Annotated in this window: 23 protein-coding genes; 7 read left to right on the top strand and 16 right to left on the bottom strand. The window is 42.3% G+C overall.

From position 1 onward, the window contains the following. The first annotated feature begins 120 nt into the window (after positions 1-120). Positions 121-309, top strand: a complete 189-nt coding sequence (locus HKI82_RS11280; protein WP_102941332.1) for a hypothetical protein — start codon at positions 121-123, stop codon at positions 307-309. 53 nt (positions 310-362) lie between these two features. On the opposite strand, the gene HKI82_RS11275 is transcribed toward HKI82_RS11280, so the two are convergent. After that, positions 363-872, bottom strand: coding sequence for an RNA-binding S4 domain-containing protein (locus HKI82_RS11275; protein WP_171138058.1), 510 nt, complete (start codon positions 870-872; stop codon positions 363-365). Between the two features lie 113 nt (positions 873-985). On the opposite strand from HKI82_RS11275, the gene HKI82_RS11270 reads away from it, so the two are divergent. Both HKI82_RS11270 and HKI82_RS11265 read left to right on the top strand, forming a co-directional pair. Further along, the gene (locus HKI82_RS11270; protein WP_171138057.1) at positions 986-1,780 is read left to right on the top strand and encodes a substrate-binding periplasmic protein; all 795 of its coding nucleotides are present in this window, start codon (positions 986-988) and stop codon (positions 1,778-1,780) included. A 121-nt stretch (positions 1,781-1,901) separates the two neighbouring features. Beyond that, on the top strand, positions 1,902-2,495 hold the full coding sequence (locus tag HKI82_RS11265) for a response regulator transcription factor (RefSeq protein ID WP_171138056.1): 594 nt from the start codon (positions 1,902-1,904) through the stop codon (positions 2,493-2,495). On the opposite strand, the gene HKI82_RS11260 is transcribed toward HKI82_RS11265, so the two are convergent. From HKI82_RS11260 to HKI82_RS11235, 6 genes are all read right to left on the bottom strand, one after another. Beyond that, on the bottom strand, positions 2,492-3,391 hold the full coding sequence (locus HKI82_RS11260) for a LysR family transcriptional regulator (protein WP_102941328.1): 900 nt from the start codon (positions 3,389-3,391) through the stop codon (positions 2,492-2,494). The genes HKI82_RS11265 and HKI82_RS11260 overlap by 4 nt on opposite strands. 125 nt (positions 3,392-3,516) lie before the next feature. Beyond that, the gene (locus HKI82_RS11255; protein WP_240956707.1) at positions 3,517-4,860 is read right to left on the bottom strand and encodes a GGDEF domain-containing protein; all 1,344 of its coding nucleotides are present in this window, start codon (positions 4,858-4,860) and stop codon (positions 3,517-3,519) included. A gap of 22 nt (positions 4,861-4,882) precedes the next feature. Further along, positions 4,883-5,491 carry a response regulator transcription factor gene (locus HKI82_RS11250; RefSeq protein ID WP_102941327.1) on the bottom strand — a complete coding sequence of 203 codons (609 nt, stop codon included), beginning with the start codon at positions 5,489-5,491 and terminating at the stop codon, positions 4,883-4,885. 14 nt (positions 5,492-5,505) lie between these two features. After that, positions 5,506-6,663 (bottom strand): EAL domain-containing response regulator, encoded by a 1,158-nt coding sequence (locus tag HKI82_RS11245; protein ID WP_102941326.1) that lies wholly within the window; start codon positions 6,661-6,663, stop codon positions 5,506-5,508. Beyond that, entirely contained in the window at positions 6,653-10,333 is a 3,681-nt protein-coding gene (locus HKI82_RS11240) for an ATP-binding protein (protein WP_171138055.1), read from the bottom strand. Before HKI82_RS11240 ends, HKI82_RS11245 begins: the two co-directional genes overlap by 11 nt. A 339-nt stretch (positions 10,334-10,672) precedes the next feature. After that, complete coding sequence (locus HKI82_RS11235) at positions 10,673-11,284, bottom strand: glutathione S-transferase family protein (RefSeq protein ID WP_102941324.1); 612 nt, start codon at positions 11,282-11,284, stop codon at positions 10,673-10,675. A gap of 107 nt (positions 11,285-11,391) precedes the next feature. Here HKI82_RS11235 and HKI82_RS11230 point away from each other — a divergent pair, with 107 nt between their 5' ends. Continuing rightward, positions 11,392-11,967 (top strand): TetR/AcrR family transcriptional regulator, encoded by a 576-nt coding sequence (locus HKI82_RS11230; RefSeq protein ID WP_171138054.1) that lies wholly within the window; start codon positions 11,392-11,394, stop codon positions 11,965-11,967. A 7-nt stretch (positions 11,968-11,974) separates the two neighbouring features. On the opposite strand, the gene HKI82_RS11225 is transcribed toward HKI82_RS11230, so the two are convergent. The 6 genes from HKI82_RS11225 to HKI82_RS11200 form a co-directional block, all read right to left on the bottom strand. After that, entirely contained in the window at positions 11,975-13,585 is a 1,611-nt protein-coding gene (locus HKI82_RS11225) for an ABC transporter ATP-binding protein (RefSeq protein WP_171138053.1), read from the bottom strand. Continuing rightward, complete coding sequence (locus HKI82_RS11220) at positions 13,586-14,647, bottom strand: ABC transporter permease (protein WP_171138052.1); 1,062 nt, start codon at positions 14,645-14,647, stop codon at positions 13,586-13,588. A gap of 2 nt (positions 14,648-14,649) precedes the next feature. Next, positions 14,650-15,738: a microcin C ABC transporter permease YejB gene (locus HKI82_RS11215; RefSeq protein ID WP_102941320.1), complete on the bottom strand. Its 1,089-nt coding sequence runs from the start codon at positions 15,736-15,738 to the stop codon at positions 14,650-14,652. An 8-nt stretch (positions 15,739-15,746) separates the two neighbouring features. Continuing rightward, positions 15,747-17,564 (bottom strand): extracellular solute-binding protein, encoded by a 1,818-nt coding sequence (locus HKI82_RS11210; protein WP_171138051.1) that lies wholly within the window; start codon positions 17,562-17,564, stop codon positions 15,747-15,749. 214 nt (positions 17,565-17,778) lie between these two features. Beyond that, complete coding sequence (locus HKI82_RS11205; protein ID WP_042483205.1) at positions 17,779-18,297, bottom strand: NUDIX hydrolase; 519 nt, start codon at positions 18,295-18,297, stop codon at positions 17,779-17,781. A gap of 88 nt (positions 18,298-18,385) precedes the next feature. After that, complete coding sequence (locus HKI82_RS11200; protein WP_171138050.1) at positions 18,386-19,318, bottom strand: exopolyphosphatase; 933 nt, start codon at positions 19,316-19,318, stop codon at positions 18,386-18,388. 316 nt (positions 19,319-19,634) lie between these two features. On the opposite strand from HKI82_RS11200, the gene HKI82_RS11195 reads away from it, so the two are divergent. Further along, entirely contained in the window at positions 19,635-19,895 is a 261-nt protein-coding gene (locus HKI82_RS11195) for a putative hemolysin (RefSeq protein WP_171138049.1), read from the top strand. 58 nt (positions 19,896-19,953) lie between these two features. Here HKI82_RS11195 and HKI82_RS11190 read toward each other — a convergent pair whose 3' ends face one another. Beyond that, entirely contained in the window at positions 19,954-20,925 is a 972-nt protein-coding gene (locus HKI82_RS11190; protein WP_171138048.1) for a glutathione S-transferase family protein, read from the bottom strand. A gap of 365 nt (positions 20,926-21,290) precedes the next feature. Between HKI82_RS11190 and HKI82_RS11185 the strand changes: the two genes are divergently transcribed. Next, positions 21,291-22,079, top strand: coding sequence for a siderophore-interacting protein (locus HKI82_RS11185; protein WP_171138047.1), 789 nt, complete (start codon positions 21,291-21,293; stop codon positions 22,077-22,079). Positions 22,080-22,147: 68 nt separating this feature from the next. On the opposite strand, the gene phnR is transcribed toward HKI82_RS11185, so the two are convergent. Together phnR and yjjG are read right to left on the bottom strand one after the other, a co-directional pair. After that, positions 22,148-22,852 (bottom strand): phosphonate utilization transcriptional regulator PhnR, encoded by a 705-nt coding sequence (gene phnR, locus HKI82_RS11180; RefSeq protein ID WP_171138046.1) that lies wholly within the window; start codon positions 22,850-22,852, stop codon positions 22,148-22,150. 51 nt (positions 22,853-22,903) lie between these two features. Continuing rightward, a complete protein-coding gene (yjjG, locus tag HKI82_RS11175; protein ID WP_171138045.1) occupies positions 22,904-23,578 on the bottom strand; it encodes a pyrimidine 5'-nucleotidase in 675 nt (224 codons plus the stop codon). A 102-nt stretch (positions 23,579-23,680) separates the two neighbouring features. Here yjjG and HKI82_RS11170 point away from each other — a divergent pair, with 102 nt between their 5' ends. Beyond that, positions 23,681-24,598: a LysR family transcriptional regulator gene (locus tag HKI82_RS11170; protein WP_171138044.1), complete on the top strand. Its 918-nt coding sequence runs from the start codon at positions 23,681-23,683 to the stop codon at positions 24,596-24,598. Positions 24,599-24,669: the final 71 nt, after the last annotated feature.

The raw sequence follows: 24,669 nt of genomic DNA, 5'->3' as shown, positions 1-24,669 counted from the left end.
CTAATAATAAACCACCTAAATACTTGTAGATGCTCAACATGCTACGAAATCATAATATGTGGTCTACAATTGTGGTGAGAAACGGTCTCGTGTTATTCACCGTCATACAGGAGGTGCAAAATGAACATTCGTGAAAGCATTGATGCACTTGAGCAACAAATATACATTGCTTGCTCAGAAGGAGACTACGAAACGGTCAATATGCTTGAAGCGCAGTTGGAAAGATTGCGTGGAAAAGCCGAACACCCTTTCGATGAAGATCCCTACGCCTTGGAAGGCAGAGCTTTTCTAGATGACGATTGGAGTTAAAAAATGGGGGAGCTTATGCTCCCCCATATCATTATGTAAAAATTCAATACGTTTTAAAAAAACTTGATAGAACCCCTACCACCAATTCTTTCTTCTTTCTCAGGCGCTACTTCTACTGGTTTTGCCTTCAGCTTGGATTTCGCATTTGAATCAGATTTCTTATTCGCCTTGCTGTTAGCCTTGTTATTGGCCTTCGCTGGCGCAGGTTTTTTCTTTTCCTGTTTATTATTCTTTGCTTTATCAGCTTGTGGCTTTGTCGGTTTTGCTTTTACTTCTTCAACCACATCTTCTGTTACAGGGGCATCACAAATCACCAAGTAAAATTCTTGGTTAAATTCAATCAAATCACCGTCATACAACTTTCGGCGCTTGCGAACTTCAACTTCACCATTAACCGCTACATAACCTTCTGTAATTGCGTACTTCGCTTCACCACCACCACTGACAGCGTCAGCAATTTTTAGAACCTTATAAAGTTCAATGGGTTGCTTATCGACTTCTACGCCAATAGCCTCTATCTCGATTTCATCTTCAACTTGCAAATCGGACTCAAATTCGTTCATTTCACATACCCATAAAATTTTTCTGCAGTTTAGCGTTTTACGCTTTTTTTATAAACCGAAACTCATTTATAAAACTAAACTAAAGGCAAGCGTATAAAAAAGGATGTCGACGAATGCGCAAAGTTTGGGTAGCCATGTTAAGTGGATTAACATATATGCCTTGGTGTTATGGGGAAACAATCAGTGTTGAAATCCTGACAGATGAGTCCTATCCACCATACACCTATGCTGAAGATGGTGAAGCTGTGGGTATTTACCCTGACATCGTTCATGCTATAGATGAGAAGCTAGAAGATTTCGATATCACAATTCGCCCTGTGCCTTGGAAGCGAGGACTGAAGCTTATTGAATCAGGACGCAGTTTTGCTCTAATGCCCCCCTACTTCCATCCAGAAAGTCGTAGTTTTATTTCCCCCTATTCTCACCCCATGCTCAATGAAGATGTGGTGGCATTTTGTAGCAATGAAGTCATCAACCAAAGCAGCAGAACCATTTGGCCCGAAGACTTTTACGGTTTAACGATTGGTATAAACTCAGGGTTCAATATCGGCGGAGCCGATTTTTGGCAAGCTTCAGATGACGGGAAACTCTTTATCTCAGAAGCCAAAGGAAACCAGCTTAATCTCATCAAACTCCGTAGCCGCAGAATTGATTGCTATGTAAATGACCGTATTTCTATTCTTTGGGAAACAAGACGCTTACTTGACGAAGAAGTATTGGCAAAACCTCTTACCTTTAGTCTTGCTGTCCATATCAATACTGAATCAGGATATATGGCTTATACCAACGTGCATGAAGAGAGATATTCATACAAAGAGAAGTTTGTCAGAGAGTTTGATGCCGCTCTTATTGAGCTTCAAAACGCTGGAGAGATAGAGAAAATTGTTCAATATTACACCGGAGAATAATTCCCCCTAAAAATCTCATACTTTCCTACTTGGAAACATCCTTTTTCCACACCTTCTGTAAGAAAAAACCTATAGTAGTTCCAAAAGTTAACACTTAACGAATTAACCGAGGTTACACAACATGACAACCAATACAAAAACTGCACTGATTATCGATAGTTTCCCAATGGTACAGCAAACAATCCAACAAATGCTTCAAACGAACAATGGATTCGATAAAGTGCTGTTAGCCAGTGATGCTTTTACTGCAGCATCAGCGTTGAGACAACATGATATTAGCTTAATCGTTTTGGATATTCAGTTGGCAGGTTTTGATGGTTTAGATTTCCTACGCCGTATGAGAGCAAAACAATTCGCTGGCAAAATACTGTTTGTATCGAGCAATGAACACAGTATGTATACCAATGCTGCTAAGAAAATGGGCGCTAACGGATACGTTCTAAAAACAGAAAGTACAGAGATCATTCAAGATGCGATTTCTAGTGTTATACGAGGCTACAACGTCTTCAAACACAACAGCGACAACGAGTTTTCTGCTTTATCAAAGCGCGAAACGATTGTATATAACTACCTTGTCAAAGGTTTTACCAACAAGCGCATTTCTGAACTGCTATCAATCAGTACAAAAACCGTCAGTACGTACAAGAGTCGTATTTTGAACAAATGTAATGTGGATTCAATTATTGAGCTTGTTCAACTGAAAGAGTCAGCTTAAGGAACGGAAAACTGCTCGACTTTCTTTTTAATAATATCTGAAAGCAAAATGTGCAAAGGATTGCTTTTGTTACTCGCCTTCATCACCGCAACCAACGAATAATTATCGATCTTTTGGTATATCTCCGGAAGAACACGGAAGCAGAATCTATCATCCGTCACATCGAACAACTGACTCATCGAAAACCCGCCAATTTCATCAATGGTATCCAGCATACAAATTAGATTATCAACATAGGCATAAACATTTAGATCATGGCCAGCCAACGAAGTAATCTCTTGCAGTAGAATTTTAATATCATGTCGACCGCGAGCGGCCATACCAATAAAAGGCAAGTCTAATATTTCGTCATCGCTCAAGTCGGCCATTCGGGAGGGCAGAATGATGCCATGTCTTAGAGTTTTTAGACGCCCCTGATACATTGATTTGTTTAATGTAGGGTTAAAGTAGTTAACGCCCAAATCAACATTACCATTGGCAATGTCTTGAGTGGTATGGTTGTCATAAGTCAGTAAAGATATGGAGGCTAAAGGGAATGTCGCTTTCAATTCCATCAGCAACTTTGCGCCAAACTGAATGTGCATAACTGGAATGATTGCAATAGTAATATCACCGTCATAATTGGCACAGTCTATGGTATTTTTAGCAAGTGCCGACTGAATAGTGTTTATTCCATCGATAATATTTGGGACCACCTCTTCAGTAAAAGCGGTGGGTTCAAGTCCCTGACTATCACGAACAAAAAGAGGATCATCGAGTTGCTGACGCAGTTTGGATAAATGCTTGCTCACGGCACTTTCAGTTACCCCAAGAGCGCGGCCAACCAACTTTAAATTTCTGTGTTTGTACAATAAAACAAATGTTTGCAGTAAGTTGTAATCTAAATTATTTGGCATCACGAATCCGATTCTCTACCACACATTTGCAAAACAGTATCTCAATGCCTGTTTGCTATATCACTTTCTTTTGCAGACAATCTATCACTGTTAGAGACGATTAGCGAATCCATCGACGAGCAGAATTACGCTTGTTTATCTTTATACAGTTTTTCGTCAGCTCGACGAACAGCCGATTCTATCGTCTCGTTTTCCATCACTTCCGCAACACCTACAGATACACCAATGCTTAAGGAATAATTAGAAAACGTGCTTTGGCTAACACACTCTTTTAGACGCTCAGCCAATCTTGTCGCATTGTCTTTCTTACAGCCTGGAAGTAGCACAAGAAACTCATCTCCACCAGATCGAATTAGGTAGTCCGTATCACGAAATACCTCTTTCATAGCCTCAGCAATTTGTTTAATCGCTTCATCACCAACATGGTGACCATAAGTATCGTTGATCGTTTTGAGTTTGTTGCCATCAATAGCAAGAATACTTGCTCCCTTCTCTTTTATGACACTTTTGAAATCATCACTTTCAAGTGCGTTGCGGTTTAACAGACCAGTCATCTGGTCTTGCACAATATTACTTTCTGCTTCGCTGAGTTTGATTTTATTCAGGTCTAACTCTTTAAATCTGAACAGAATAAACCCACACGCGATCCAAATAACGAAAAAGAAAACAATCGTACTGTAAACAATTGATAAAACGGGAACTTTATAAACGTATACCGTTGAGTTGTCAGCAACAAAATCAATGTTGTAAGAAAACTTTCCATCCATTGAGCTCTTACCATAGATAAGCTCGTAGAAAGTCACGCCATTGATCACTTTTTTCTCAACATGTACATCAGAAGCACCGTCGAAACGCGACATAAACATATCGATATTTACATCACCAACAATAATGTTCTGAAAATAGATTGGGCTAGAAACAGTGATAAATACCTCACCGGTTTCATTTTTGTATGGATCTGAAATTAAGATGCGATCAGAAAGCCTTCTTTGTGAAGCTTCTAGAGAACAGTTTCGACGACCTAAACATTGCTCAATCTCGATATTGGCATCTTTCTTATCAACGGCTGTCAACGAGCTGGTGTACGAGCGGTAATACATCACGTCCTGATCCGGCAGGATAGTCGGCATCTCTTTAATAAGCTGATGAAATTCGTTTTCTATGGCGATATCAATATTGGTCAACTCACTGATATCGTTGTAGTAATAGAAACCGCTGTCTTGATATTCCAATAATTCTTTATTTCCCTCTTCAATAGCGTCGTACTTACTCACTTCACTCTCAAGAATCTTGCTGGAAAAAAAGAGTACTTGGTTGTACTGCGCCATTGTTTTAGAAAATTTTTCGAACTCCAATTCACGTTCATTGATATGCGAATCAACGTAAAAAACCATAGATATCACATAAAGGATCAAGCTGACCATAAAGCTGGTCAGCACGATTTCTTTGATATTTTTTCTCGTTTTCATCGTCATATTTTTCAATTTCGAATTAGATAATGTTCTTATTAATACTCATGAGTTCAACAATCGATTTCACATTGTACTTCTCAAGAATACGAGATTTGTACGTACTGATTGTTTTGGGACTGAGTGAAAGAATGCTTGCGATCTCTTTATTACATTTACCGTCAACCAAGTAAGTAAATACAACAAGTTCTTGTTTTGACAGTTGAACATCATTTGAACCGCTGTCTCTTATCATCTTGAAAAAACTATAGCCATTTAAAATGCACTCTACCGCATCGTTTAAAATATTTAGGTCTTCAGACTTACAAACATAGCCGTCTGCACCAAGTTTGTGTGCGGTCTCAGAGTACAAACGGCTGTCATTTGCAGAAATAAACAATGATTTACCATTAAAGCCATGAGACTTGATACGACGAAGCAGTTCAAAACCGTCCGACTTCACTAGGTTTACGTCTAGGATAATAAATTCGATTTTTTCTTTTTGAATCAGCTTTTGCGCTTTAATTGGATCTTGTTCAACGATGATAGTTTCGAATAGACCGCCTTTGTTTAAAAGTTGTTTGATTGCAGCACATACTAGTGGGTGATCGTCGACAACAAGACAAGTTAAAGAATTATTTGTTTGAATCATTAGAGTTAGCCTCGTTAAGCCATTAATTTATATTCGATCGGTTGGGGTCTGCCAGTGAAATACCCTTGGCAAAGGTCTATCCCCATACTTTTTAGATGCGCCCAAGTTTCATTGTCTTCGACTCCCTCAGCGACAAGACGCATGCCCAGTTGCTTCGCCATTGAAACCACCAGAGAAAGAATCGCGTTTTTCCTTTTATCGCAATGACAAGACGTAATAAGCGCCCTGTCGATTTTTATTTCGGTGAAAGGCAAATCCGCGAGCTTAATCAGCGAAGAATAACCAGCGCCAAAATCGTCAATAGCCAGCTCTACATCGTTTAGACGCAAGCGAGCAAAATTTTCAAACATGGTTGGATTGTGTTTGTACACTTCCATTTCTGTCATTTCGACAATCAGGTTTTGAGGTGCAAAGTCATAACGCTCACAACACTCAAGCACTTGAAAAGCAAAATTTGAATCACCGAAATTGGCTAAAGCCGCATTGACTGAAATAGACCCTGATAACTTGCCATTTCGGTGGTCTTCCAATGCCTGCTCCAATACGTAGAAAAATAAACGTACATGCCATTGTTCTTTATCGATAATCGGTAAAAAAGCGTTTGGGCTTAGATAGCCGTATTCTGGATGATCCCAGCGAATCAGAACTTCATTTCCGCTTTGGGTATCGTTAGTAAAACGACATTGTGGCTGATAAAAGTTAACCAACCTGTTTGAGTCAAAAGCAGTATCCAGATCTGAACGCAAGAACTCGATCACGTTGTCACTCACCTTAGGGCAAGGGGTCGACTGCGAAACCGAGTTCAATACAGACGCTAAGTCTGCGTTTGAGATAGGTTTGCTCTGTGACGAAATCACCCCCAAACCAAGTTGGCTGCACATCATTTCAGCCAACGCAATGATGCTTTTGTCATGACCACTCAATAGACATAGTTTCCCTTGGTAATTCTGCTTTTTCAGCGAATTGAGAAACGTTAAGCCATCTTCTTCCGGCATAGACAAGTCACAAAACACAAGGTCAAATTCTTGATTTTCACAAATGACCAAACCGTGTTTACTACTTTGTGCAACACGAACTTCGTCAATGCCAAAGGTCTGCAACTGAATTTTCAGCGTAATACACTGAATCGGATCATCGTCAACGATGAGCACGCGCTGAATGCTATACGACATGTTTGTTTATCCACGCTTTCGTTTGTTCAATACTGGTAGTGATATCACTGACCAAGTGCTCGAATAATTGGTCGATGTTGCCTTCAGAGTTCAGCATTCCATTTTCTATATCCATTGCACTTTGTTGAACCTTGGTTTCACCAACCGTTCCAGAACCACCTTTAATACGGTGAACAATTTCCTTAATTAACTTGTGGTCTCCCTTGCTCTCTATAAGTAAAGCCAAATCTTTTTCCATGGTTTCCGCATAAACCTGTGACAGTAATTGAGCATCAGTAGCGTCATATTTCTCTAACCAGATCTCATCGGCGCTCTCTGCTGAAGAAAGGTACTGAGCCAGCAACTTGTACATACGGTTAATGCCATAAGGCTTGTACAGCATTGTATCGAAGCCAGAATCCAGAGCTTTCTCATTGGCGACTCGCGAATCTTCCGCAGTACAGCCAATTAAAGTGATATGACTAAGTTCCGGTTGCATGCGTACACGATTCACCAACTCATAACCATCCATCACAGGCATGTGACAATCCGTGATCAGGAGGTCATACTCCGTCGGCTTAGCTTGCAACAGCTCCAGTGCAATCAAACCGTTGTCGACAATATCCACATCAACACCAAGCTCAGATAACTGTTGTTTAAACACCAACTGGTTAATTGGGTTATCTTCTGCCACTAGCACTTTACCGTTCAACGGAGCGCGCATATCTTCTTCATCAGAGACGGTCATTTTTTCATTACCTACTACTGCATCGAATAACAAATCAGGGAAGAAAGGTGTTGAGTTAACATATACGCAACGACCATTTCGGCTTCTGAATACATCGAGGTTTTTCTTAATAACGATGTTGTGTTGGTATTCGCATCTGCTGTCGTCAAAGTTATCTTCGTCATAAATATCAATGCTGTTTAGCGAACAGTTGCTATTGCTATTACTTGTCCAGATATTTATCCAACTTTCGATTAAAGGATCGGTACCGTGGTATGTGGCGCACACGACCTTATGAGAACTTTCATACGTCCGAAGCAACTCGTGAGGGATGGTGAACGACACCGTCGTACCTAGGTTAAGTTCGCTATCAACCTTGATTTTTCCGCCCATAACCGTAATCAGGTTATGAACGATAGCTAGGCCTAATCCTGTACCACCAAATCGACGTGCTATCGTGCTATCAGCTTGGAAGAACGGATTAAATACACCTTTGATAACATCTTTGCTCATACCAACGCCGGTATCCGTAACCGCTACGTAGACTTGCTTTTCATCCAAGGCGATATCAACCGTGATCTTACCGGCGTCAGTAAACTTGATAGCATTCGAGAGCAAGTTATTGATGATTTGACTGAAACGTAAAGCATCAATCTTGACCACTTTCACGGGTGTCGGTTGCCAGTTCACTTCGAACTGCAACTCTTTTTTCTGAGCAGACGCACAATGAACACGCAGTAGTTCACCCGCTTCACGCAACAAGTGGCATTCACCGAGATCAAGCTCAAGCTGCTGTGCTTCAAGCTTTGAGAAATCCAGAATGTCGTTCACTAACAGATGCAGATGGCGCGTCGAAGTAATGATGTTATTGATCATCATCAGTGTGTCTTCATCATCCGTGCGAATTTTCAACATTTCTAACAAGCCAGCCATACCTGCAATTGGCGTGCGAAGTTCATGACTCATACTTGCCAAGAAACGCTCTCGTGCTTCTACCGCTTGCTGAGCGGTTTCGTTTGCTGCACGCAATGCACGTTCTTGCTCTTTCTGAGCAGAAACATCATGCACAACCGTTAACACAAACTCTTCATTGCTACTTGGGCCACTGATGCGTGTTCTGAAATAGTCAATTGTCTGTAAACCCGCACTACAAGTTTGAACGTCTAGATCACGTTGAATGGTTTCACCCACTTCTAACACACGTGACAGTTCTTCCTCGTTTTCAATCACCTTGTGCTGTAAATGATTTTTCTGAGCAAGGCTACAACTTTTGCATTTTCCATTTTTCACGCCAATACAGTTACTTAACAGCAGGTTGTGGTTAGCATCGTGAATAAAGATCTGGTTAGGTAAACCGTTAATAATGTTTTGCAGGAAACGCAGGTCATTTTGGGTTCTTTGCGCTTCTTTTTCGTTTAGAGACACCTTTAACTGAAAGTTTTTCTTCCACAAATAAAGAATGAACACGAGCAAAGCAATAATGCTGGCGAGTATCGAAAGGCCAACAATGACGAAATATTTGTCATAGCCATACACAACATTGAATTGGGTATAGCCATTTTGCAGGCGGTGGATTTCTTTTGGGTTAATCGTCGATGCAACACCATCAATAAGATCACTGATTTGACGGTCGTCTTCTCTCACAGTGATCGCAACATCAATCTCTTTATAAGAATTGCGTTTAATAACCAGTCTGTCGTCATCATCATTTGCAACCAGATAATCAAGGATATCCTCACGGACATAAGCCTGACGGAGTTTGCCGTTTCTCAAATCTTCCAAGAGCTGCTTGATGCTTACGTAAGTAATTGAGTTTTCGCCGAACATTCGGTTTTTAATACTTTGGTAAGGTCCAGTATCAGCAAAAAGAACACCCTCTTTTGCTTTATTGCTGTGCTCAACACCCTTATAACTCACGGCAAAATATCTTACTGATGCAAGAGGTTTTGATACTGCTGTCCAATCCAAATCGTGAGAATCCATGACCACCGCAGGTACGAAATCAATCGCGTTCTTCTCTAACAGACCTAAAGGAGTTTCCCCGTCTTTTAGAGGAACATATTGGAATAGAATCGAAGTCCGAGTTTCAATTAACTTCAGTAAATCGGGAAGAAACCCTGCAACTTCGCCACTGGTATCTCTGTAAAACAAAGGATATGAGTCATCCCAAACTGTATAACGAATCGTTGGGTTGCCTTCATTCGATACCGCATTTCGCGCAACATCTATTTGATGGTAGATATTATCTGAATGGATTCCCGATAGTTTTGCGTCTTGGCTCAACACCAAATTAATGTTTTGCAGCAACAACTGGCTGTTCTTATGACCTGAAATACGAATGCTCTCTGTATCAAACCAGTCAGGAATTTCTATACGACCAATCGTTTGAGTAGATGAGTTCACACACGCCAACAGTGAGACATAACTGTCTAGAACCGCGTCTGCACGTCCCGTATTCACCTGATTGACAGCGTCAGAAAAACTATCCGCTTCATAAATATTTGGCAGACCACGTAAAGCAAGCTTTTTGCAATAAATCGAACCTTTGACACACGCCCATTTCATTGAATTGGGTGAAACATGCATCAGGTTTTTGTTTCGATACCAAATAGCAATCGAGCTCTGATATAGCGTCTGACTATAAATAAAATTTGAGTCACTCGTATCAGAAAGCCCAACGGCTAAGTCTGCTTGTTTGTTATCGATAGCTTGATGCAGCGCGGCAACTGTCGGATAAATAATATATTCAACATTGACATCAAGACTCTTAGCTAGGCTATCGACATAATCAGTCTCAATGTCATAAGTAGGATCATGATATGCGCTATTATCCAGCGTACGCGAAAGCAATGCCACTTTAATATCACTCGGCATTGTGTTCGATCTGTCACTTGGCGCTGACATTGCGTAGGTATTAAAAACCAAACTAATAGCAGCAAAAAATAATAGGAATAAACGGTTCACAATTTACTCATACATATCAAAAATAGGATGTAAGAATAAAAAATATGGGATGAAAGTCAAATAGCAAACAAATCTAGTTATATTATAAAACATTGAATAATATAGTTATTGTTGTATTTTGTAAGCGCTATCCGACATTATTATCAGATATAATCCGCCAGTTTAGGACGTAATTTAGGGGTAGAAGGAGTAAATATTCTTATACGTGATTACAACAAGGTAGGAATAAAGCGTTACTTCGGTCTAAGCCCCCTTTTAATTATTCCGAACAAATATTACTCAGTTTCATTCAGTTAAAATAAAAATCAAAAGGAGGCAAATATTTACTACTTATGCAACTTATTGAAAAGCTGGACGTTGAGATAATTCGTTAAACCAACGGGCAATATTTGGGTACTGATTTAAAACGTCAATTTGTAGGGCTTTTTCTGCGAATCCTACAAATATAAAACCGGTAATATCAGCAATAGTGAGTGCTTCAGTAACAATGAATGGCTTATCGGTTAGCTGTTGTTCCAATTGAGGAAGGAAGCTTTCAACGCGACGTTTACTTTCAATACCCCACTCTTCTACGCACGTTTCGCGATCTTTATAGACACCTGAGATATTTCGGAATGCTTGGAAACCAGCGTATAAGCCTTGGAATTCCACCACACGGTTCCACATTTCAACTTGAGCTGTTTCTAGGTGTGTTTCACCGAAAAGATTTTTTCTGTTTGGTGTTGCTTCATGGAAGTAGCGACAAATGGCAACACTTTCACAAATAGTGACACCGCAATCTAGCTCCAGCATTGGAACTTTGCCGTTTACGCTTTTTTGCTTGAAATCATCCGCTAGGTTCTCACCTTCACGCACATTGACTTGAACTCGTTCAACATCAACACCTAGCTCTTTGAGGAAAATGGAAACTCGGCGACAACTTGGAGTCGGGGCAAATTCGTATAGTTTCATTGTTGTTCCTTGTATTTTGGCTTTAACTAACCGATCGTTTAGGTTAGACTTTATTCGTTTTCTAAACGATCAGTCAAGAATTAATTATTGCAGATGAGACCAGCGATATGGCGAGAAAAAGTAACTTTGATAGAGACGAAAAGCTTGTTCAAGCGATGGAGCTATTCTGGCAGAAAGGCTATGCCAATACTGCGATCTCTGACCTGATTGATTCATTACAAATCAACCGTTTTAGTCTTTATAACTCTTTCGGTGATAAGCAAAATTTGTATTACGAAGCGTTAGAGAAATACCTATCAAGCGTTTCCATCCCTACGCTGTCGTCATTGGAAAACCAGGACGCTTCGCTTGAAGAACTGGAACAATTTCTTAAGCAATTTGCGCAAATGCAAAGGCTGAACAACCGTGGCTGTTTTATGCAAAACGCCCTTGTGGAACATGCAGGAACCGATGACACCGTATTACAGAAAGGCCATTTTCTGTTTGACCATTTGATAGAGATATTTTCGAGAGCGATTAGCAACGCTCAACGCCAGAGTAAGCTGCGCGTATCTCATGAACCACGAGGCTTGGCTCAGCTTGTCCTAACACAGATGCAAGGCATGCGAGTGCTCGGAAAAGCCAAGCGTAATGAGGATTTAGAGATGGCTTTGACCACTTTGCTTATGTTGATCAAAGCCTGACCAAGAATCAAAAAATAGACAGGTTCACCAGCTCCTGAGTATACGGATGTGAAGGCTTACTAAATAAAGCCTGAGTTTCACCCTGCTCTACGATTTCACCTTGCTTCATCACAATAGTGTAATGACACAGAGACTTCACTACGTTGAGGTCGTGACTGATAAACAAATAAGTTAAGCCATACTTCTCTTGAAGGGATTTGAGCAAATCCAACACCTGAGCTTGTACTGTCCGATCTAACGAAGAAGTCGGCTCATCAAGCAATATAAACTCAGGCTTTAACACTAGTGCCCTCGCAATAGCAATGCGCTGCCGCTGCCCACCGGAAAACTCGTTTGGATAGCGATGGCGAGTTTCAGGGTCGAGATCGACCTCTTTCATTACTTCACAAATGAGTTGATCAATGGTTTGCTCGTCATGTTCAAAATGCACTCGCAAACCTTCGCCAATGACTTGAGCGACTGACATACGAGGGTTTAACGCCGAAAAGGGGTCTTGGAAAACCACCTGCATTCGACTGCGGTAAGGCAGCATGCTTTTTCTGTCTAGCCCCTGCAGCTCGTTTCCTTGGTAGCGAATAGAACCTTCGGAATCCACCAGTTTTAATATCGCCATCCCTGTGGTTGATTTCCCCGAACCACTTTCGCCCACTAAACCAATCGAATGTCCCTTTTTCAGATCAAACTTCATATCAGTGACCGCTTTGATATGCGCAATGGTTTTTCTTAATAGCCCGCCTCTAATCGGGAACCACACTTTCAACTGCTCAGTGGCCAGTAAACTTGGACTGTTTATGTCGACGTTAACAGGTACACCGCGCGGATCGGATTCGATTAGCAACTTGGTATATGGATGTTTTGGTGCGGAGAAAAGCGTTTTACACGCTTCGATTTCCACCAGCTTGCCGTGCTGCATAACCGCAACACGATCAGCAATCCGTCTGACAATACTTAAGTCATGAGTAATGAACAGCATTGCCATTCCCAGCTCTTGTTGTAACGCTTTCAGCAAGTCGAGAATCTGCGCCTGTACAGAGACATCAAGTGCAGTGGTTGGCTCATCGGCAATTAATAACTCGGGCTCGTTAATCAGCGCCATCGCTATCATTACTCTTTGCCGCTCTCCACCTGAAAGCTCGTGAGGGTAAGCATTGATCTTTTGTTCGGGATGACGAATACCGACTTTCGCTAACCAGCCAATTGCCTGCTCTTCGGCTTTTTTCTGCCTGACGCCACGATGAATGGCCAGTGTTTCCACCAACTGCTTGCCAATCTTATGCAGAGGATTCAACGAGACCATAGGCTCTTGGAATATCATACCAATGCGCCCACCACGAATGCCTCTCAGTTGTCGTTCAGAACAGCTAAGCGTATCTAAGCCTGAAAACTGGATATTACCCTCAAGATAGTGAGCAGAGCCCTTCGGTAACAACTTTAATATTGCATTGGCAGTGACCGATTTCCCAGAGCCACTCTCTCCCACCAGCGCCAGTGTTTCGCCTTTGTTGATGGAGAAAGAAACTTGTTCCGTGACTTTCTCGATAACGTCACCACGACCGAAACCCACAGAGAGGTTTTCGATTTTAAGCAGGCTTTCGATTTTTATCGAATGTTCGCTCATCTATCCTCTCCTTTGCATATTTGGATCAAAGGCGTCTCGCACAGCTTCGCCAATAAAAACAAGTAGAGTTAGCATCATAGAAAGCACGACAAACGCAGAAATACCGAGCCACGGAGCTTGTAAGTTCGCTTTGCCCTGCGCTAGTAACTCACCGAGAGAAGGTGAACCCGCTGGAAGGCCAAAACCTAAGAAATCTAAAGAAGTTAATGTCGTTACTGAGCCAGAAAGAATAAACGGCATCATAGTCAGTGAAGCCACCATAGCGTTTGGCAACATATGACGCAGCATAATACGCGAGTCACTTACTCCCATAGCTTGCGCCGCGCGAACATAATCAAAATTTCTGCAACGCAAAAATTCTGCACGAACAACACCAACCAAACTCATCCAGCTAAACAGCACCATGATCCCCAGTAACCACCAAAAATTCGGTTCCACAAAGCTGGATAAAATGATGAGCAAAAACAGCGTTGGCAAACCAGACCACACTTCAATAAAGCGCTGCCCTAGCAAATCTAGCCAGCCGCCGTAATATCCTTGAGTTGCACCAACAATCACTCCAACGAACGAAGAGACAACCGTTAATACAAATCCAAACAAAACGGAAATACGAAATCCATAAATGATGCGAGCAAGTACGTCTCGTCCTTTGTCATCCGTGCCTAACCAGTTCACTGCATCAGGTGCAGATGGCACCGAACCTTGATTGTTGAAGTTGATCGTGTCGTAACTAAAGCGGATGACAGGCCAAATGATATAGCCTTTTTCTTCAATCAACTCGATAACATACGGGTCGGTATAATCCGCTTCAGTTTCAAACTCGCCGCCGAAACGTGTCTCAGCATAAGCATTAGACACAGGGAAGAACCACTGATTATCGTAAGAAATAAACAGTGGCTTGTCGTTCGCAATCACTTCCGCAAATAGGCTGACAATAAACAAAAGTGAAAACAGCCACAGTGACAAAAAACCACGGCGATTGGCTTTAAATCTCTGCCAACGCGCTCTGGTTAGCGGATTTGCAGTTGCGTTTTTTCGTAGCGCCCTATTTTTTACTAACACGATCAGCGCGCCTCAAAATCAATGCGCGGATCAACCCATGTATAAGTTAAATCCGAAATAATACCGAGCAACAGCCCAAGCAGAGTCATGATATAAAGTGAACTAAAGACCACCGGATAATCCCTTTGAATGGTAGATTCAAACCCCAATAAGCCAATCCCTTCCAGAGAAAACATCACTTCAATCAACATAGAGCCCGTAAAGAAAATACTGATAAAAGCGCTAGGAAATCCTGCAATGATGATCAGCATAGCGTTACGGAACACATGCTTATAGAGAATACTGCCCTCATCCAGCCCTTTTGCACGAGCGGTTACGACATACTGTTTGTTGATCTCATCCAGAAACGAGTTCTTGGTTAACATGCTCAATGTAGCGAATCCACCAATCACCATAGCGCACGTTGGCAACGCGAGATGCCAGAAATAGTCGATAACCTGTTGATACCAAGTAAGACTGTCGAAGTTATCCGAAACCAAACCGCGCAAAGGGAACCAACTAAAGTAGTTACCACTGGCGAACAAGATGATCAGAATGATAGCGAACAAAAATCCGGGAATGGCGTAGCCAACAATCACTAGCGCGCTAGACCAAATATCAAAGCGGGAACCATGATGTATCGCCTTCATAATTCCTAACGGGATGGAAATCAGGTAGATGATTAAGGTGCTCCATAATCCCAGAGAGATGGAGACAGGCAGACGGTCGACAATCAAATCAATCACGTTACCGCCACGGAACAGACTCTCACCGAAGTTAAACGTGACGTAGTTTTTCAGCATATCGAAATAACGCACATGTAAAGGCTTATCAAACCCAAACTGACGCTTTATGGCTTCCACCACTTCTGGATCCAAACCGCGAGAGCCTTTGTATCCGCCGCCATTGCTGTTGTCTGCACTCGACAAATCCACTTCCTGACCACCACCAGAAAAGCGCTCCATGACACCGGATGTTTGCCCTTCTAACTGAGCGATAGCTTGCTCTACAGGACCTCCCGGTGCAATTTGGATGATAAAAAAGTTGATCGTGATGATTGCCCACAACGTAGGAATAACCAGCAACAAACGACGAAAAATATAGGCAGCCATATAACCTCTTATCGACGTTTTTCAGGCAGTTTTTCGGCTTTCTCTTTCGAGATCCACCAAGTATCTAAACCTAAATCGTATTTTGGCATCACACTTGGTCGCTCAAACTTATCCCACATCGCTACACGATAAAGACTCGAATGCCACTGAGGAATGATGTAGAAGTTCCACTGCAAAATTCGGTCAAGCGCACGGCCTAAACTTAACAGCTTTTTCGGTTGTTCCTGATTTTTAGAAATCTGCAGCGTCAAATCGTCAATAACCGGATCCATCACGCCAGCAGTGTTGTAGGTTGAATCTATGTAGTTTGAGTTCCATACAATCATCAGGTTAGAACTTGGGAAAGGGTTAGCAAAATAAGATGAGGAAACCATATCGAAATCGCGGTCACGTAGTCGCTTGATATATTGCGTGTTATCAACGGTGCGAATTTTCATCTCAATCCCCATCAGTTTGAGATTTTTTTGCAACGGTATCGCGATACGCTCAGTGGTCGGATTGTAGATAAGCAGTTCAAAGGTCATTGGCTCGCCAGTTTTAGCGTTCACCATCACTTTATCTTTCAGCTCCCAGCCTGCGCTTTTTAATAACGCAAACGCGGTTCTCATTTGGGTGCGGATACGGCCACTGCCGTCAGTCACTGGCGGTTGATACTCTTCAGTAAAGACTCTGGGTGGAATCGCTTGTTTAACTGGGTTGAGAATAGATAACTCTTCTTCGCTAGGTAAGCCTTTCGCTTCATAGTCGGTGTTTTGGAAATAGCTGCGAGTGCGTGAGTATTGGCTATAGAACATGTTCTTGTTCATCCACTCAAAATCCATCGCATAGTTCAGAGCTTCACGAACTCGCACATCTTGGAAAACTGGTCTTTGCGTGTTGAACACAAAACCTTGCGTACTGGCGGGCGCATTGTGTTCAATTTCTTCTTTCTTGATAAAGCCATTGTCGAAGTTAACGCCAGTGTATGATGTCGCCCAGAATTTAGCTTGGCTCTCCTGACGTAAATCAAACTCACCTGCCTTGAATGCTTCCAGCATCACCGTATCATCTCGGTAATAGTCATATTGAACTTGCTTGAAGTTGTTGCGCCCAACATTGACGGGGAGATCTTTGGCCCAGTAGTTGTCATCCAGCTCATACGTCACGCTCTGACCCATTTTGTAGTCTGAGATTTTGTATGGGCCGCTACCTACTGGTGGCTCATTTAAAGGCTCTGCGAAGTTTTTGTCTTTCCAGAAATGTTCGGGTAACACTCGGGTTCCTTGAGCAAAGCTAAACAACTTTTCTCTATTGGGTTCCGACATTTCAATACGCACGGTCAGTGGCGCTATCGCCTTAACGGATTTGATCTCTTTGTAATACACGCGGTACTGAGGTACGCCTTCAGTCATGAACTTGTTGAAGGTGAATTCCACATCGGCTGCGGTAATTGGCTCTCCATCCTGAAAGCGGGCTTTAGGATTAATGTCTAACTCAAGCCAGGTGTAATCATCGGAATAGCGCACTTTTTCAGTGATAAGGGGGTAATAAGAGTCAATTTCATCGGTTGGTGAATACATTAAGGTGTCATAAAGTTCACCGGTGTATATCGCAGGCACACCGCGCGAAGCATAACGATTAAAGTTGTCGTAAGTACCGACCTGTCCGTAAGTGATTTTTCCGTACTTGGGAGCATCAGGATTGACGTAATCAAAATGAGTAAAGTCTTGCGGATACTTTGCTTCACCAAAGCCAACCAATCGAGTGGTTTCAATAACGTCCGCCAAAGCAAAGTGGCTAATTGCAGTAAGCACAATCCCTAAAACAAGTGGTTTGGCATTTCCCATTCCGCGAATCCTTCTATTTATCAAAATGACACTGAGTTACCCGTAGCCATATTGCATAGCTCATATCCGGATAATGCAGGATATTATTAATAATTCAGTCACTTGGATAAGTATAGAGAAGTTTCTACAGAACGAAACCGCCAAAACGTAAGCAAGTTGCAACAAATCTACATTTCAGCGGTTTCTTATGTTCATGTCTCACGCTTTAGAGATATCAGAGCATTTCTTGAGCAATCAAACGCAGCAAATAGGTTTCGCGCTCGATACTCATCCCCTTTTTCGGGCTTTCTAGAATGGTTTTTTCGTTGTGAGCTATCGCTTGGTGAATATTAATCCAACGAGGTTCCATGCCATTACGTATTTCGTAGTCTTCAAATTTGGTGTTGCCCAGTTCGCGATCAATCTTGCAGGTGTAGCAATACGAGATCATATGCATCACATCAAAATCATTTTTGTACCAAGGTCGAAACTCTTCGTAGATACCATAAGGCTTGATGGAATGGATATTCTTTGCTCCGGTTTCTTCTTCCAGTTCGCGAACCAAACCCGCAAGCACATCTTCCCCATCATCTAACCCACCGCCCGGAAGTGTGTAGTCATGATATCGCTCGGTATACAGCATTAAGATATCTTCGCCATCAATCACGATCGCTCTTGTTGCTTTGCGTTGTAGCACTGTGTACTGGCTTAAGCGTTCGACATCAGGATGAACGGCAGTTTGTAAATGTCTCATGGTGGTTCCCTTAAATTTCTCGGCGCGAATTCTAACATAAAAAAGCCCCGTTAAACGGGGCATAAGTCACTTAGAGCAAGCCATGATATCAACCATCTGCGGTGATTCGCTTAATCAACTCTTGCTCAACTTTCGGTGCGAGATCAACATCGATCTGACAAGTTCCAGCTGCGTGGTGACCACCGCCTCCATATTCAAGCATCAGCTCGCCCACGTTGGTTTTTGAGCTGCGGTCAAAGATGGATTTACCTGTGGCAAACACGATGTTTTGCTTTTGGAAACCCCACATTTTATGAATTGAAATATTACACTGCGGGTAAAGGGCATAAATGATAAAACGGTTGCCAGCGTAAATTACTTCTTCTTCAGTTAGATCTAACACCACCAAATTCTTATACACGGTGCCGCACTTCATCACTTGCTCTTTAAACTTGTTTTCGTGCTCTCGATACAACTCTATCCGCTCTCTCACATCAGGCAGATCGAGAATTTGCTCAATGGTGTGGTTACCGCAATAATCAATCAGATCCATCATCAGGTTATAGTTTGAAATTCTGAAATCGCGAAACCGCCCCAAGCCAGTTCTCGCATCCATCAAAAAGTTAAGCAGATTCCACCCCGTAGAATCCAGTACTTCATCACGTGTGAACTGAGCGGAATCACCTTTGTCCACCGCTTCCATCATTTCCAACCATGCTTCAGGAAAGACTTCCAGCCCACCGTAGTAATCCCATACCACTCGCGCCGCAGAAGGCGCATTAGGATCGATAATGTGATTAAGTCTGGGTTCTGTATTGCGAATGGTTTCAGAAAGGTGGTGGTCAAATATCAAAAAGGCGTTTTCAACATAAGGTAAGTTGGTGGTGATATCGTTTTCTGTTATCGCTATCTTGCCGTCTTGCATATCTTTGGGATGCACAAACTTGATGTCGTTAATTAAGTTAAGTTTTTTGAGCAACACTGCGCAAACCAATCCGTCAAAGTCACTTCGGGTGACAAGCCGATACTTGTGCTCCGCCATTAGTTAATCCCCTAAATTTTTATACTCATCATTCTTCCCCTCATGCTTTCACCACTATTGATGCTCAACTCAAGAAAGCACTATGACTTAATTTTAGACAGCATGATTTTTTTAACAAACTTAAGACAATGGTTTTTAAAAAAATATTCTACAATTTCCATATGGCGTAATCACTTGAGATTACAGCTCGTCTCTAAATGGTCGCGTTAACTACTCTTTGTGAATGCGAAGAAGAGTAAATGACGGCAAACCGAAGCGCTGATATTTCAAGCAGAACCAATTTTAAATGAACTCAATAGGCCCATGGAGATAACCGATGAAAAAACACAGTATTGTGATTTCAGCTTTAATAGGTAGTGCGCTACTTGTTGGCTGCTCAAACGAACCGGATGAATACGCTGTGAAGGAGTATGAAGCAACCACGAGCCCTGCCTCACTCTACTGTGTACAGCAAGGCGGCAACCTCGAAATGGTCACTGAGGACGCTAAACGCGTGACGTATTGTGTGCTCTCAGATGATGAGAAGGTCGAACAGTGGGAATACTACGAAAACCGACAAGAAAAAGATAAGCAATAAGTACATAGAGATTCACTTAGTCGCGAACAACAAAAGGCAGCTTTAGCTGCCTTTTGTTTTAGTGCCCTACAGAGCGAAGCAAATCATCAATGTGTTTTGGTCCGATTGGCCGCACACCTGAAGGATTAAGATCTTTGATCGAATAATAGCCTGTGATGATATGGTCCATATTTACCGTATCCACAACACCGGGCAAGCGTAAGATTCGCTCCATATAAGCAGATAGATTTTTGTAATCTGCAATACGTTTAAGGTTTGTTTTGAATAAGCCATGGTATGCCGCATCAAAACGGATCAGAGTAACGAAAGTTCTCACATCCGATTCTGTCAGTTGATTACCCACCAAATACTCTTTACCTTCCAGACGTTGTTCAAGCTCGTCGAGCATTGAGAAAACGCCGGTTACCGCTTCTAAATAAGACTCCTGCGACTGCGTAAAGCCCGCTTTATAAACACCATTGTTTAGCAGGTCATAGATACGAGGATTCAACTCATCAATTTCACTTGCGTATTGTTCTGGATACAAACGAACATCTGACGGCACTAAGTGTTCGAATGCGGTATCTAACATACGCAATATGTCTGCGCTCTCGTTATTTACCATCACATTCTGTTTCATGTCCCACAATACAGGAACGGTCGCACGACCAGTAAAGTGTGCATCCGCTCGGGTGTAAATTTCATGTAAGTACTGCGAATTAAACAGTGGGTCAGTGTCAGAACCTGCGTATTGCGAAAAGCTCCAGCCTTGGTTAGTCATCACAGGGTTCACCACTGTAACTTCGATGTACTCATCTAAACCTTTAAGCTTACGAGCCATCAATGTCCGTGAAGCCCAAGGACAAATATAAGCAACGTACAGACGATAACGCCCCGCTTCCGCTTTGAAACCACCAGTACCTGTTGGACCAGCGCTGCCATCCGGTGTTATCCAGTTACGAAAACTGGAGACTTGTCGAACAAAACGTCCTTTCTCGTCCGCTTTCTGCATCGCTTTCCAATCTTTTGTCCATTTACCGTCAACTAACATGGCAACCCCTTATCTGAATCGACTCAATTTATCTAACTTTCTAAATGCTGGATTCAGTATGATTACCATTGGTAAAGCCAACAATGGGATATTTGAAGAGAAATAATCAACGTTATATTTATAAAAGTGTTTTGTTCGATTAACTAGGTATGCCGGAAAAGTCGAATTCTTCTGAAAAACCAAGGCAATAACACTCAAATTACGCACAAAATGTGTGATTTTTATTTCTATAACCACCTCGAAATCTGGATGTAAACTTTCGTAAATGACAATTATTATCATTGATAAGCTGAATTTTTGCGGCTAAAGTAGCGTCGCAGTCAATAAGAAAATGAATATATTTTATAAGTACGAAAGAAGTTACTATGCAGAAAAATCAAAATAAAAGAAGCGCTTATCCATTAACAGTCATTGGAACTGCGCAAATCTCACCCAGCATTCAAAGAATTACATTACAAGGTGATGCTATTGCTCACTTTGGAAAACAAAACGAAGGCGACTACATCAAACTTCTGTTCTCACCAGAAGGTTCAACTCAACTCTCAGATTTAGATGAAGACGCAAGACCAGTCATGCGCACTTATACAATCCGCGAGTTTGATGAAGAGAAAAACAGCATTGTGGTCGATTTTGTCCGCCATATTACTCATGACCCATCGTCCGGATTCGCTGCCCGTTGGGCAATGAATGCAAAAGTAGGCGACACCATTTCGATTGCAGGGCCGGGCCAAGGCCAATCCACGAATCCAAATGCAGATTGGGTATTCCTTGTTGCTGATATGACTTCGCTACCAGCACTGGCGGTAACACTGGCAAACCTAGATGAAAATGCACGTGGCTACGCGGTTATTGAGGTCAACGAACATGAAGATGTACAAACACTTGAAGCACCACAAGGTGTCAAAGTGATTTGGGCCGTTGCTGAGTACGGCGACAAATTGGTGGATATGGTCAAAGCTCAGGTTTGGCTAGAAGGACAATGTGCCGTTTGGTGCGCTTGTGAGTTCGATTCGATGAAAGCCCTGCGCCAATACTTCCGCAATGACAAAGAGATAGACAGAGATTTCATCTATATCAGCAGTTACTGGAAAAATGGCGTCAGTGAAGATGGTCACAAAGTGATTAAACGCCAAGACGCAGAAGAGCAACACTAGTTTTCGAACAGCGAGCAGACAGATAAAAATAGCCTGCATTAGCAGGCTATTTTCTTTCTTAGGATTGTTTATCTGGAGAGTTGAGCGACTGATTCGATACTGATCGCGTCATGGCGCCAATACTCGATGTCGCAACATATTGCGTCACCATTAGCATCATAATTCACTCTTTCAACCACCATGGTTGGCGTACCATCGGTTGCTCGCAGTGCTTGTGCAGTTTCTCCCAGCAATGAGCTTGTCGAAATTCGGTAGCGGACCGACTGATATTGCGTCGAGTAGTGTTCTTTATAGAGTTCGGTTAATGACTGTGACATGTCGTGTGACAAGAGATCTGGAAAAAGCTCAGGGCGAATATAGTGAGTCACAAATACCACAGGACGAGCATCAAGGTATCGCACTCTGTCCACTCGATAGATATCCGAGAAGGGTTTTAACCCAAGCAGTGCTGATGCTTGTTTGTTGGCTATCATCGCTTTCGCTGCAAGTAGCTCAGTTTTAGGCACACGGTTTTGCGCCTCAGCCATCTTATTGAAATTAAGCGTTTGTGTAGGGTCATAACGTAGTGGATCTGGGGAAATAAACCATCCACGTCGGTCTTCACGGAATACACGCCCTTCAGCTTCAAGTAGCGATAACGCCTCACGCAGTGTTACGCGAGTAGTATCGAATGATTCTGCCAATTTGCGCTCAGAAGGTAGCTTCTGTCTTGGAGATAACATGCCAGCGTCAATTTGTTCAACGATGGCATCTTTAATTTTCACGTATTGCACAGTATTCCTTTCACCTACTTCTTGTGAGCACACCCATTTTGTGGATGAGAATTACGCTAACAGAATACTACGCAACTCATGCAAGGATTGCACTTCATAATGCGCATTAATCCCTTCGGGTCTTTCATGTTGATGCACGTTCACCCAACAGGTTTCGATACCAAAGTTTAAGCCACCAAGGATATCTGAATGAGGATTATCCCCCACCATCAGTACTCGTTCTTTGCTCGGGTTACCCATTTTCTCCATTGCATGCTGGAAAATACCTGCATCAGGCTTAGCGACGCCCACTTCTTCTGATATCACAACATGATCAAAGTATTGAGTCATACCGGTTCTTTCCAAACGAATAGCCTGAAGTTCAGTAAAACCGTTAGTAATGATGCCAAGCTTCGCTTTGCCATTTAGTGCATCCATCAGCTCTTTTGCACCCGGTAGTAAAGTGCAGATATCAGCCATTGCTTCTAAGAATGCGCTGTTCAATTCGGCAGTGGTGGTCTCAAGTTTCTCAGCCCAAGCTTTAAAGCGGATATGCTTAAGTTCTTCGGCAGTGATGGTTCCGTTTTGATAATCGACCCAAAGTGGCTTATTAACCTGCTGATAATGATGAAAATCTTGTTCTGTAAAATTCACACCTTTGCGTTCAAACATTAACTGCATGCCTTTTAAAGCATCGAAATGGAACAAGGTTTCGTCAGCATCAAATAATATCCAGTCGTACTTCATATCTGTCTCCTCAAAAACGGTGTGCCTAGTGTAGATTGTTTTCCATAAAATGATAATCTCTAGCAACGGAAACTTGTTGTTAATTTAGAGGCAACAATAATCATGGACAATACTTTCTCTACCATCCCTATTTTCGTTGCGGTCGTTGAATGCGGAAGCTTTTCGCTAGCAGCCGAAAAGCTGGGAGTGACGAAATCTGCAATCAGTAAACGGGTTACCCAGTTGGAAGATGAACTCGGCATACGTCTGCTCAATCGAACCACACGAAAACTGAGTCTGACTGAAGCAGGCAAACGCTACTATGACCATGTTTCTCAAGCCCTAGCATTGGCACAACAAGGAATGGATGCCGTCACTGAGCTACAAGGTGAACCAAAAGGTAAACTTAAGATCACCGCCCCAATGTCTTTTGGCGTGCTTTACATCGCACCTATCATTGCCGAATTTCTTGAGCAGTTTCCCAAAGTCACTATCGACCTACAACTAGAAGATCAAATGGTCGACTTAATCGAAGGCGAGTTCGACCTCGCCATTCGTATTGGCAACCTACCCATCTCAAATCTGGTGGCAAAGCGGCTGGTTAATTGCAAAAGCGTTTTGTGCGCATCACCTGAATACATAAAGCGCAATGGCTCACCGCAAAAGCCCTCTGATCTAATTGGTCACAACTGTCTTGTTTACTCCTATTTCAGAGGTGGTAGTGAATGGACATTCGAACAACAACACAACGAGTTTAAAGTGATTCCCAAAGGGAATTTTATTGTGAATAACAGTGAAGCGATCCGCCGCGCTCTCATCGAAGGCTTAGGTGTGGGTCAGTTGCCTACTTTTCTGGTGAGCAAAGACATCTTGTCTGGAAAATTGCAGCCCATAATGACGCCCTATTCTTTGCCCGAACACGCCATTTATGCCGTGTTTCCTGAACGTAAGCATCTTCCACACAAAGTAAGGGCATTTATGGAGTTTGTTGCGGACAAATTGGGCAGAGACAAACCGGTTTGGGACGAAGGTATATTCTGAGTCACAACAATAAAAGGTGAACGCGAGAAAAGGCCTGTTCACTGATTTAGCACAATAAACATGAGTGATTA

It is taken from the genome of Vibrio plantisponsor (assembly GCF_013041605.1).
In the GTDB taxonomy this organism is placed as follows: domain Bacteria; phylum Pseudomonadota; class Gammaproteobacteria; order Enterobacterales; family Vibrionaceae; genus Vibrio; species Vibrio plantisponsor.
The sequence above is the reverse complement of the archived record's forward strand: the minus strand, read 5'-3'. Positions and strand labels throughout refer to the sequence as shown.

Coding starts and splice junctions, on each gene's coding strand:
- HKI82_RS11280 (WP_102941332.1), top strand. CDS start 121: ATGAACATTCGTGAAAGCATTGATGCACTTGAGCAACAAATATACATT.
- HKI82_RS11275 (WP_171138058.1), bottom strand. CDS start 872: ATGAACGAATTTGAGTCCGATTTGCAAGTTGAAGATGAAATCGAGATA.
- HKI82_RS11270 (WP_171138057.1), top strand. CDS start 986: ATGCGCAAAGTTTGGGTAGCCATGTTAAGTGGATTAACATATATGCCT.
- HKI82_RS11265 (WP_171138056.1), top strand. CDS start 1,902: ATGACAACCAATACAAAAACTGCACTGATTATCGATAGTTTCCCAATG.
- HKI82_RS11260 (WP_102941328.1), bottom strand. CDS start 3,391: ATGCCAAATAATTTAGATTACAACTTACTGCAAACATTTGTTTTATTG.
- HKI82_RS11255 (WP_240956707.1), bottom strand. CDS start 4,860: ATGAAAACGAGAAAAAATATCAAAGAAATCGTGCTGACCAGCTTTATG.
- HKI82_RS11250 (WP_102941327.1), bottom strand. CDS start 5,491: ATGATTCAAACAAATAATTCTTTAACTTGTCTTGTTGTCGACGATCAC.
- HKI82_RS11245 (WP_102941326.1), bottom strand. CDS start 6,663: ATGTCGTATAGCATTCAGCGCGTGCTCATCGTTGACGATGATCCGATT.
- HKI82_RS11235 (WP_102941324.1), bottom strand. CDS start 11,284: ATGAAACTATACGAATTTGCCCCGACTCCAAGTTGTCGCCGAGTTTCC.
- HKI82_RS11230 (WP_171138054.1), top strand. CDS start 11,392: ATGGCGAGAAAAAGTAACTTTGATAGAGACGAAAAGCTTGTTCAAGCG.
- HKI82_RS11225 (WP_171138053.1), bottom strand. CDS start 13,585: ATGAGCGAACATTCGATAAAAATCGAAAGCCTGCTTAAAATCGAAAAC.
- HKI82_RS11215 (WP_102941320.1), bottom strand. CDS start 15,738: ATGGCTGCCTATATTTTTCGTCGTTTGTTGCTGGTTATTCCTACGTTG.
- HKI82_RS11210 (WP_171138051.1), bottom strand. CDS start 17,564: ATGGGAAATGCCAAACCACTTGTTTTAGGGATTGTGCTTACTGCAATT.
- HKI82_RS11205 (WP_042483205.1), bottom strand. CDS start 18,297: ATGAGACATTTACAAACTGCCGTTCATCCTGATGTCGAACGCTTAAGC.
- HKI82_RS11200 (WP_171138050.1), bottom strand. CDS start 19,318: ATGGCGGAGCACAAGTATCGGCTTGTCACCCGAAGTGACTTTGACGGA.
- HKI82_RS11195 (WP_171138049.1), top strand. CDS start 19,635: ATGAAAAAACACAGTATTGTGATTTCAGCTTTAATAGGTAGTGCGCTA.
- HKI82_RS11190 (WP_171138048.1), bottom strand. CDS start 20,925: ATGTTAGTTGACGGTAAATGGACAAAAGATTGGAAAGCGATGCAGAAA.
- HKI82_RS11185 (WP_171138047.1), top strand. CDS start 21,291: ATGCAGAAAAATCAAAATAAAAGAAGCGCTTATCCATTAACAGTCATT.
- yjjG (WP_171138045.1), bottom strand. CDS start 23,578: ATGAAGTACGACTGGATATTATTTGATGCTGACGAAACCTTGTTCCAT.
- HKI82_RS11170 (WP_171138044.1), top strand. CDS start 23,681: ATGGACAATACTTTCTCTACCATCCCTATTTTCGTTGCGGTCGTTGAA.